General features: G+C 46.8%; 6 protein-coding genes. 3 read left to right on the top strand and 3 right to left on the bottom strand.

The window, feature by feature from the left end:
* Positions 1-547: 547 nt before the first annotated feature.
* Positions 548-958 carry a peptidylprolyl isomerase gene (locus Q8J68_RS00030; protein WP_305309526.1) on the top strand — a complete coding sequence of 137 codons (411 nt, stop codon included), beginning with the start codon at positions 548-550 and terminating at the stop codon, positions 956-958.
* A 94-nt stretch (positions 959-1,052) separates the two neighbouring features.
* Here Q8J68_RS00030 and Q8J68_RS00025 read toward each other — a convergent pair whose 3' ends face one another.
* Positions 1,053-3,842 carry a DEAD/DEAH box helicase gene (locus Q8J68_RS00025; protein WP_305309524.1) on the bottom strand — a complete coding sequence of 930 codons (2,790 nt, stop codon included), beginning with the start codon at positions 3,840-3,842 and terminating at the stop codon, positions 1,053-1,055.
* Between the two features lie 366 nt (positions 3,843-4,208).
* Between Q8J68_RS00025 and Q8J68_RS00020 the strand changes: the two genes are divergently transcribed.
* Positions 4,209-5,195 carry a PQQ-dependent sugar dehydrogenase gene (locus Q8J68_RS00020; protein ID WP_370867564.1) on the top strand — a complete coding sequence of 329 codons (987 nt, stop codon included), beginning with the start codon at positions 4,209-4,211 and terminating at the stop codon, positions 5,193-5,195.
* A gap of 112 nt (positions 5,196-5,307) precedes the next feature.
* Positions 5,308-6,480, top strand: coding sequence for a helix-turn-helix domain-containing protein (locus Q8J68_RS00015; protein ID WP_305309523.1), 1,173 nt, complete (start codon positions 5,308-5,310; stop codon positions 6,478-6,480).
* A 78-nt stretch (positions 6,481-6,558) separates the two neighbouring features.
* Here Q8J68_RS00015 and Q8J68_RS00010 read toward each other — a convergent pair whose 3' ends face one another.
* Both Q8J68_RS00010 and Q8J68_RS00005 read right to left on the bottom strand, forming a co-directional pair.
* Positions 6,559-7,164 carry a sarcinarray family MAST domain-containing protein gene (locus Q8J68_RS00010; protein WP_305309522.1) on the bottom strand — a complete coding sequence of 202 codons (606 nt, stop codon included), beginning with the start codon at positions 7,162-7,164 and terminating at the stop codon, positions 6,559-6,561.
* Positions 7,165-7,173: 9 nt separating this feature from the next.
* Positions 7,174-9,441: a hypothetical protein gene (locus Q8J68_RS00005; RefSeq protein WP_305309521.1), complete on the bottom strand. Its 2,268-nt coding sequence runs from the start codon at positions 9,439-9,441 to the stop codon at positions 7,174-7,176.
* Positions 9,442-9,533 lie beyond the last annotated feature (92 nt).

Here is a 9,533-nt window from a genome sequence, read left to right as displayed (position 1 = left end):
TTTGCATGGTTGAAGATGGGATTTAGAAGATTAACAACCAGATATGAAAGACTTAACATCGTTTTCAAAGGATTCTTAGATATTGCATGCTTTATGATGTGCTGGAAAAGAGGGTTCGGAGAAATTGTGAAATAGGTTCATCTGTAAAAAGCCTCTTGACTTCAGGTTCTTTTAAAAACGAGGTTAAACTCATAATATATAATATATTTTCTCAGATAAATAATTTATTCAAATATGTTTTTGATAAACTTAAGAATATTGCAGTGGATAATGCTTGTGCGTGGAATAGTTGGAAGTTGCATGCAGGCATCATGTGATACCTATAAAGGGTCAGTCGATAACTTGCTAGTAAACATAATTCTTATATGTGCAGTTCAGCAAGATTAGTATGTACCTCTTAGGGTCACACAGAGCACAAGGATAGGGTTTTTTTTGATGAGTTGATGCATTTGTATTACTTGCGAACTGGTGTTGCTAGAAGTGATTGTAGCGAACATCAGACAGGGTAGGGGTGTGAGAGGCAGATTGATGTTTAAAGCATGCATCACTGCAATCATTAATAAAGATAGATTACACCGGTACCTTGGATGATGGTTCTGTGTTCGATTGTTCAGATGAGCGAGAACCTCTCCAGTTTACCGTCGGTGCGGGCCAGGTCATAACGGGTTTTGAGGAAGCTGTAAGAGGCATGGAAGAAGGGCAAGAGAAGGAGTTCAGGATCGAACCATCAGAAGCTTATGGTGAGTATGATGAAGCCCTTACACAACAGATTCCAAGAACGGTCATTCGTTCAGACATGGAGATCCAGGAGGGAATGATGTTACTGGTTAAAACCCATGATGGACAGGAAATACCTGCAAAGGTAGCTGAGGTCGGCGACGAACAGGTCACACTTGATATGAATCATCCCCTTGCAGGTAAGGCTTTAAATTTCAATATAAAGGTCATTGAAGCGTAGATAAGGAAACTGAACATTTTTTGACCTCAACCCGTGGACATCGGTTTGGGGAGGTAGAAGAGGAAACTCGAGCCCTTGAAAGCATATTTCCATCCTATACTTTTCCCTGTGCCATTTCCCTGTATCTTATTACTTTTTTATCCTCTGGATTTATTTTCAACGCCTCATCGTAGGCTGCGATAGCATTCCGGTGATCTCCGAGATAGTACAATGCAATACCCTTCTGAACCCAGACCGAACTCTGTCGGCGTCCCGTGGCAATAAGTTGGTTGAAGCATTCAAGGGCGATCTGGTACCTGCGCAGGTGAATGCATGTTATGCCCTTGTTCATTAGAGCAAGACCGTTATCGGGCTCAAGCTGCAAAGCGGCTTCAAAACACTCATAGGCAGCGACATGATCTTTCTTCTCCTTTCCCGCTGTGATCCCTTCCTTGATCCATTCTGCTGCGCTTCTGTTACTCCTTTGCCGGAGCTTACGTCTTACCCTCTCAAGAGCGCTTAAGGTATCAAAGGGTTTTTCCCTCGATCTCTCGATGGCTGGTGACACCTGATGCTCCCTGGGTTTCATATTCTTCTTTTTCTTCTGTGGGATATACTCGGGCTTCCCAAGCATCTTCCTGAGCATAATGATGGCAGCATCCTTGTCCAGTGGATTGTTATTGTTCCCGCATTTTGGGGACTGGATACAAGAGGGGCAGCCTTTGGAGCATGGACAGCTCTCGATAGACCGCAGGGTGACCTCAAGCATCTCCACGATCTTCCCATACCCGCTCTCAGCATACCCGACCCCACCTTGATGGCCATCGTACACGAATATCCCGCTTTTGCCTGCAAGATCCGGGTGCTCGGTGGCTGACACTCCACCAACGTCGTTCCTGTCGGCAAGCAGATGCAGGGGATACATCCCGATAATTGCATGCTCGATAGCATGGATGCCGCCTGCAAAGTCACAGCCATGTGTTTCCACTGCCTGGGCAAACTGAACAGGCATCTCCAGCCAGAGAGCTTCCGTGCTGAGGGTGAACTTTGGCATCTGCAGGGAATATTGCCCGAGGTCATCATCGGTGCGCTGCCGGACCTTTTTATACCCGGTTACCTGCTGTGTTACATCCACATCCCCGAAACCAACCTTAACATCCTTACAGGTGGGGAGGATCTTGTTGTGAACAGTGTCTTTGATCACAATATCCGAGGACACCATAGAACGCGTGTAGTATCCGTCCTGCGCCTGTTCAACAAGGATCTGCTTTTTCTCATGGTCCTGTTTTGTGACACAATAGGGCACTCCTTTATTGATGTAGACAGCACCTTCAAAAGCTTCCCTGTAGGCCTGAAGCTTGGTCATATCCCTTTCCAGGGGCTGCCTGGTGAGCTTGTAGATCATGGTATAAGAGTCACTGTCGATATCACGGATGGAAACCTTCATGTGAGGATCCGGATCAAGACATTGTTTAGCATCTAAACCACCGAGCAGTCCTTCCTCTTCAAGCACTCTTACAATAGCCTCATACTCACTGCCGAAATGCCGGGCATCTTCAGCCTTCAGAGGTACTTCCATGGCAGCGCATAACAGATGTCCGGCCTGGATGTAGCGGTTGGACACGTTGATGACTGCCTCTTCGCAGTTCCTTCTGAAGAAATCCTTAGGATTACGCATATAATACTGGTCAAGAGCATTCGAATCCGCTACAAGGACCACAATGCTTTCCCGGCTCCCGCGGCCCGCCCTGCCCGCCTGCTGCCTGGCACTCATTATAGTGCCCGGAAAACCGTCCATTATGCAGGCATCAAGCCCACCAATGTCGATACCCATTTCAAGGGCATTCGTGGAGATCACACCATCGATTTCCCCGCCTGAAAGCCCTTTCTCAATAGCCTCGCGCTCATGTCTCTGATACCCGCCCCTGTAGGAACTAATGGTCTTCCTGATCCCTCTGCCGGCAAGTATGTTCCTGGACTCGACATACATCCGTTCCACTTTCTGCCGGGACCTGGCAAATGCAATTGTCTGGAAACCGCTCTGGACAAAGTTAGTGAAAAGTTCCACTGTCTCGCCAAAACTGGACTTACGGATAGTGAAGTTGCGTGACTTCTCGTACATGGGAGGATTCCAGAAGATGAAACTCTGCGCTCCCCTGCCGGAGCTGTCGCTGTCTACAAGACATACCTCCTTTCCTATCAGGGCCGATGTGTGTTCCCCCGGATTCCCGATGGTTGCGGTGCAGCAGATATACTGAGAGCTTGACCCATACAGCTCACACACCCGGTTAAACCTCCTGAGCAGGTTTGCCATATGGCTGCCCATCACCCCGCTATATGAATGACTTTCATCCAGGACTATGAACTTCAGGTTTGACAGGAATCCCCTCCAATGGTGCTTCCATGCAAGGAAACTCATGTGAAGCATGTCCGGATTGGTAAATAGTATGCGAGGATTCCCATATTTCACGGAACTCTTTTCTGCCTGTGTCATCGTGCCGATGAATTTGTCTATCCTGATGTCCAGTCCTATCATATCACTGAAATCTCTGAATGTCTGAAGCTGGTCGTTCACCAGGGCGTTGAGTGGAGAAAGGTACAGCGCAGTTGCCTTCGGATCATCAAGCAGCGTTTCAAATATTGGAAGCATATAACACAGGGACTTACCGCTGGCCGTGCTGGTGGACAGTACAATGTCCCTCCCTTCACGCACCTTTGTCACAGCTTCGGCCTGATGGGTATAGAGTTGTCTGATTCCCTTCTCGCCCAATGCATAACTTACTAAGGGTTCGAGTTCAAGGGAGCTGTGAACAGGTTCCCTGACAGGTATTTTCTCTACATGTACTATCTGCCCTTCATATCTTCCTGATGCTTTGAGTCTGTTGATGAGTTCAGGGACATCCATTATGAAAAAGCTCCGTTGTTCAGGACATAGAGTTAATCAATAAATTGCATTCGCCTTTAACATCATTACAATGGCAATCTAATCTTTATATCCGGCAAGACCTCGTCCTTATGTCTCAAAAACCTTTTGCTCATCCCCGAATTCATTGTGCTGATATAGATATTTTATATATGGTGACGACTTTTTTATATTGGGGAAATTGTATTGAAGGTCAGGTCATAGAGCAAAGCTTTTTCATCTTTTATGCTGCGTGCGGCTGCTCTTTTGTTTGTCATCATACTTGCTTGTGGTTGCCTCGGTACCCAGAGAGAAACGGACCTTCCCTAGGCCAATAACTTTTCCTCCGAGCCCGGTGAGGATTATCCTCTGGCATCGCTTGTTGCAGATGACCTTGAGATTCCCTGGTCACTGGATTTCCTTCCCGACGGCAGTATCATTCTCACAGAAAGGCCCGGGAGAGTTCGCCTCATAGATGCTGAGGAAGGTCTGCTTCCCGAGCCTATGTTAACGATAGATGAGGTGGCACATAACGGTGAGGGTGGGTTGCTTGGCATAACTGTGCACCCTTATTTTGAAGATAATCATTTCATCTATGTATATTATACTTATAGGGAAGACAGCCGTCTATACAACAAAGTGGTTAGGTACACCGAAGAGAACAGGCAACTGGCCGATGCACAAGTGATCATAGACGGTATTCCAGGAGGTGGCAATCATAACGGGGGCAGGATCAGCTTTGGGCCTGACGGTCTTCTGTACATTACCACCGGAGATGCAGGTGAATCATCCCTTTCCCAAGACCCTGGTTCCCTTGCAGGAAAGATACTGCGTGTAACTGATGAAGGTGATATCCCGGAAGATAACCCATTCCAGGATTCGCCTGTCTATACTCTTGGCCACCGCAACCCACAGGGACTTGCATGGGACGAACAGGGAAGATTGTGGGCGACAGAACACGGTCCCACTGCCAGGGATGAGTTAAACCTGATCGAAGCCGGGAATAATTACGGATGGCCTGAAATAACCGGTGATGACACAGCCTCTAACATGGAATCACCTGTCATTCACAGTGGCATGCGTACTTGGGCTCCATCCGGGGCTGCGTACCTTAATGGTTCTGTTTTTTTTGCAGGACTTCGGGGCCAGAGCCTGTATGAAGTCTCCGTCGGTCCGGATGAGGACCTGGATTCCGTGGAACTGCAGGAACATTTCAATGGGGATTTCGGAAGACTGAGGGATGTCGTGGCCGGACCTGACGGCAACCTGTATATCCTCACGAGCAATCAGGATGGCAGAGGGCTTCCTGTCAGCGGAGACGATAGAATGATCAGGGTGAATGCCGGCATGTTGTGATCATCTTCCTTTTAAGAGTCTTAAGCATCATGAAAAGCCCAAAAGGTTTATCAGGTTGCTGATTCACTTTAAACTGACAAGTTTGATGAATCACGGAACCTGCTGATGCAATATGTTGTTTGACAAATTACTTTCTGATGTCACCTATGATGATATTCAGGAACTGAGCTATGAGAAGATAGATGAATCCATGCTCCTAGACTACAAACAGGAACTCAATGATACCAGTATCATTAAACAGGTCACCGCTTTTTCAAACACCAAGGGGGGCTACCTTGTCTACGGGATTGCAGAAACCGGTAAAGGCGGACATCCCGAATATATCAAAGGCATTGACCGGGATACAAATACTGAAAGGCTGGAGCAGATAATCCTGAGCAATATCGTGCCAAGGGTCAGCGTCCAGATGAAGAAGATACCTATCCCGGATACAGACAGGATAATACTCGTGGTCCAGATACCGGAGGGGCAGAACAAGCCCTACTACAACAACCATGACAAGAAATACTACAAGAGGTACAACTTCTCTGCCACTCCCATGGATGAGAATGAGATCGAATGGCTGTACCAGTCACGCTTTTTCGGCATGAGCAAGCTAGACCGATATGTGGAGGAAGCCATATTCCTTAGCCAGAACAGGATCCCCCATGAGATTCAGCTCAACGGGATGGAGGGACATGTGATCATAACCCCCCTGAAGATCGATGGCCAGATGTTCGACCCCTCCCCTGATTTCGGACATGGGCTCACTGACCTGCACTCCAACAGGACGAGTGGCTGCACAGATTACCTGAGCGGTCCTGTCATGCCTTCAAAGTTCGGCATCAAATGGGATGACGAGCACTATCTGCAGAACAAGGACTCCGTCAACAAGGTAGAAATTCACAGGAACGGAGTCGTCCATTCGATGAAAAGATGCGGTTCCTATAAGCCCGAAGGTAGTAAGGAACTGGACGACGATTCGCTTGCATGTAACCTATTGCAGACCATCAGGTTCACAGCGTCCTTCTATTCAAAGATCAGCTATATGGGTAAAGTCAAGATAATGGTGAAAGTCTTCAACTGCACCGATTCTTTTTTGACCGACGGAAAGATCAGATCCACTGAAGCCAGAAAATGCGATTCCGAAGAGATCTCCATAGAAAGACAATGGGACTCCTGGAAACTCGAGGAAGACCATGTATTGATAGCAAGGGATATCATGGATGAGGTCAGCAACTATTACGGCCTCTGGAACTCAAGACTCTTTGAAGAGCAGAAAGGCATTATATCTTACGGAAAATGATACTCTTCAGCCACATTTTGGCATAAGCCAGAAGGACCCAGGAATAATCTATTTTCGAGGGTCCCCCTGTAAAAGTGTTTATTTTTTCTTCAGCACATACACCATATACATCGTCATCAATGCTCCGAGCAGTGTGAATGCAGGAAGAGCGGGCGAGGAAGTGTCACTAGAAGACTGTGCGCCAGGCTTAGTGGTTGCTGGTGGCTCGTAGTATTCGTTGGAAATGGTGACGTAGGCGGCGGTGAATCTACTACTAATAATTGTCCTTTTGGTATCCAGGTCTGTCATTTGATAGTAAAAGTCAATAGGTGCACTTCCACCTGCCCATTCTTCATTCGGGGTCACTATCCATTCAAAAACTCTTGTTTCATTTGCTTCTATAATTCCACGCGTGCCCTCTCCTAGATTTAATGTGGGTCCTTCTATTATGTCAAAATCATCTTCACCAATCGAAGTTAACATTACAGACAAAAAGTTTCTTTTGTAACAGGTTACTTCAAATCTCAGTTTGAACGGTTCTCCAATTTTCAAGAGCGGTTTTGGAGTTTTAGGAGAATCTGAATCAGTAATTAAATGACCATTATAAAAGTATTCAATATTGACATATTGGCTTTTTGATGATGCTGGAGTTGACAACAGTATAATTAAACACATAAGGCATACCAAAGCAAATTTGTAATTCATATTGTTTCCTCAGAACTGTGATTCAAAATAATCATAAGCAGTTGATCTTTCATCTCTTTCCCCTACTTTATCCCCAACTCCTTTTGGACCTGGCCCCACTACCGTTGCCGCATAACCTGAAAATTTCAAACTAATTGGTCGATTACGTCCAATTACAATCAAACTTCCATTTTCATCATTTTTAGTAGGATGATAAATTTCCTCATCTTTTCTCACATACACCTGCGGTTCATGTCCCAGATATGGATTGAACATACACTCATTGTCATTATCAATAACCTTGAATGTCATATAAGCTCCTTTAACATCATATTCCCACACATTCATAGTACATACCCAATTTGGCGGCAGCACCGGCAACCCACAAGGTACATACTTCATCGCCCTCTGCAGCCTCTGCTCCATCTTCTCGGCTAGCTGTCCAGTGAGTTTCTCAGTGGAATCGTCAAGCATTTTCTGCAATTCGCCGTTAATATTTGCGAAGCACTCATCAATGACAGCCTGGCTGAGGATTATCGCCTCAGACACTCCGTTTGTAACACCTATCCTCATGTCAGCCTCGAGGCGGTACATAATAGCTTCCATCTCATCACTGCTTATCGAAGGGTTCTCTGAAACTATATTCGTGTGGACTCTGAAAAGTATCTCTTCCTGAAGAGTATTATTGGCAACCATGCTGACAAGTTCATCATCAGAAAGGGTGTTGAGATAAGCTTCGGTTATCGAGTGAACCTCAGATTTACTGATGAGTGTACCCAGCACAGGGTCATTCGCAACTTCATCAGCAACCATGCCCGGAACCTGTTGCCGGATGCTGGCACTGTAATTAGTCATCAGCCTTGTGCGGTTCTCCTGGATAAGAGTAGTGTCTGCGGATGTGCCATTAGCGATAAGTGCTGCGTTCTCTGAACCAATATCCTCTATCAGTGAATTTACCTCTGTGTTCATCTCGGAAATACTCTGACTCATGGATTGGGAGATGGAATCTTTCAGGGGTTCCATGCTATCTTTAAGAATATCTGCGATATCAGCACCTATGCCGGTAGAGAATACACAGACATTGCGTACACCTAATGGATAGACTACCAATCCTGTGCCTTCATCCCTCCACTCATACTGCCCCTGCAGATCAAACTCCGGGTCATGATAAAGATAGTCTGGATACTGGTCGATGAGTAGTGTCATGTTCTCGGTCCAGTTGTACTTGCTGTGGGGGTTGCCTGTAATGGTCATGGTGCCGATAACGTCCATCTCCATGGCAAGGGCGGTGGAGGCTTTCTGCATGGCGGGGTTGTTGAAGAGGAGAGAAGAATCGCCGCCCAGCAGGAGGGACAGGGATGAACCTTGCTTTTTGCTGAAGGCCTCATCCACGTAGGCTCCGAAAGCCGAAGTATCGTTTTGGTTGCGCTCTACAATATACTTCAGAAGCTGGTCGTAGGCTTCGCTCCTGGCTATGGCGCGGGAGGCGTCACTGCTTGTTGTGTACATGGTGCCCGTGAAGTGCTGGTCCTGCTGTGCAAAGGATTCCTTCGTGATGGGATCGTCCATCTCTGCAACGATATCAAGAGCTGCATCCTGGATGAGCAGAGTGGGGTCCTTGCCAAGGTTCCCGCCGAGCAGGGGTACTTCCCGTGTGGGGTTCTCCTGGTTGATGGAATCAAACATGGCTTTAATCTCCCCGGCCATGACCCTGTGCAGCCAGTCTGGAATATCGCAATAGACCTTTTCAGCGGAGAGTTCCTTCCCGTCGGGATAAATGAGATACTGGCTCTGGATGGATGTCATGCTCAGAGTTATGTATTGGCCGCGATACTTGTCGGCGGCGTCCGAGCAGTCCTTGTCGGGCCTTTCCAGGCCATTCACAGAAACTGTGGTGTTGCGGTAATCATAGGAACTGCCGGGACTGTAGTTGCGGATGACACCGGAATAGCCGCCGGAGGGGAGGTACTGGTGGTAGACGACGGTGATGTTCTCGGTCTCTGTTTGGGTGTGGGATGCTTTACCTGATTTCACGAGAGTTACTGTATCGCTCCCGGATGATGATTTTGTACACCTGTAGGGGACTAAAGTACCATTTACATTTTCGTAGCAAGTAGATGAATAGTCATAAGAATAATCGATCTTCCAGTCCGATATGACTTCAAAGTCCATTGTGTATGTTACCATCCAGTCAAAACTGCGACTCTCATCTTCGAGATAGCCGTCAATGCGGTTTTCGTTCAAAAGAGCATCATTCCCAATGTAACTATAGGTGGCAAGAATGTTAGTGCATGTCACATCCGTGCCAAGGTCAGTACTTCGCTAAATTTACTTCCTCCTTATCCCCACGCTATTGAATTACCTTAAACACTGCAATACCAATTGAATTC

Origin of the sequence: Methanolobus sp., from assembly GCF_030682845.1 — an archaeon.
Lineage (GTDB): Archaea > Halobacteriota > Methanosarcinia > Methanosarcinales > Methanosarcinaceae > Methanolobus.
The sequence above is the reverse complement of the archived record's forward strand: the minus strand, read 5'-3'. Positions and strand labels throughout refer to the sequence as shown.

What these genes read in the sequence shown, in the direction of transcription:
- Q8J68_RS00025 (WP_305309524.1), bottom strand. Translation starts at nt 3,842, where the DNA reads ATGGATGTCCCTGAACTCATCAACAGACTCAAAGCATCAGGAAGATAT.
- Q8J68_RS00015 (WP_305309523.1), top strand. Translation starts at nt 5,308, where the DNA reads ATGTTGTTTGACAAATTACTTTCTGATGTCACCTATGATGATATTCAG.
- Q8J68_RS00010 (WP_305309522.1), bottom strand. Translation starts at nt 7,164, where the DNA reads ATGAATTACAAATTTGCTTTGGTATGCCTTATGTGTTTAATTATACTG.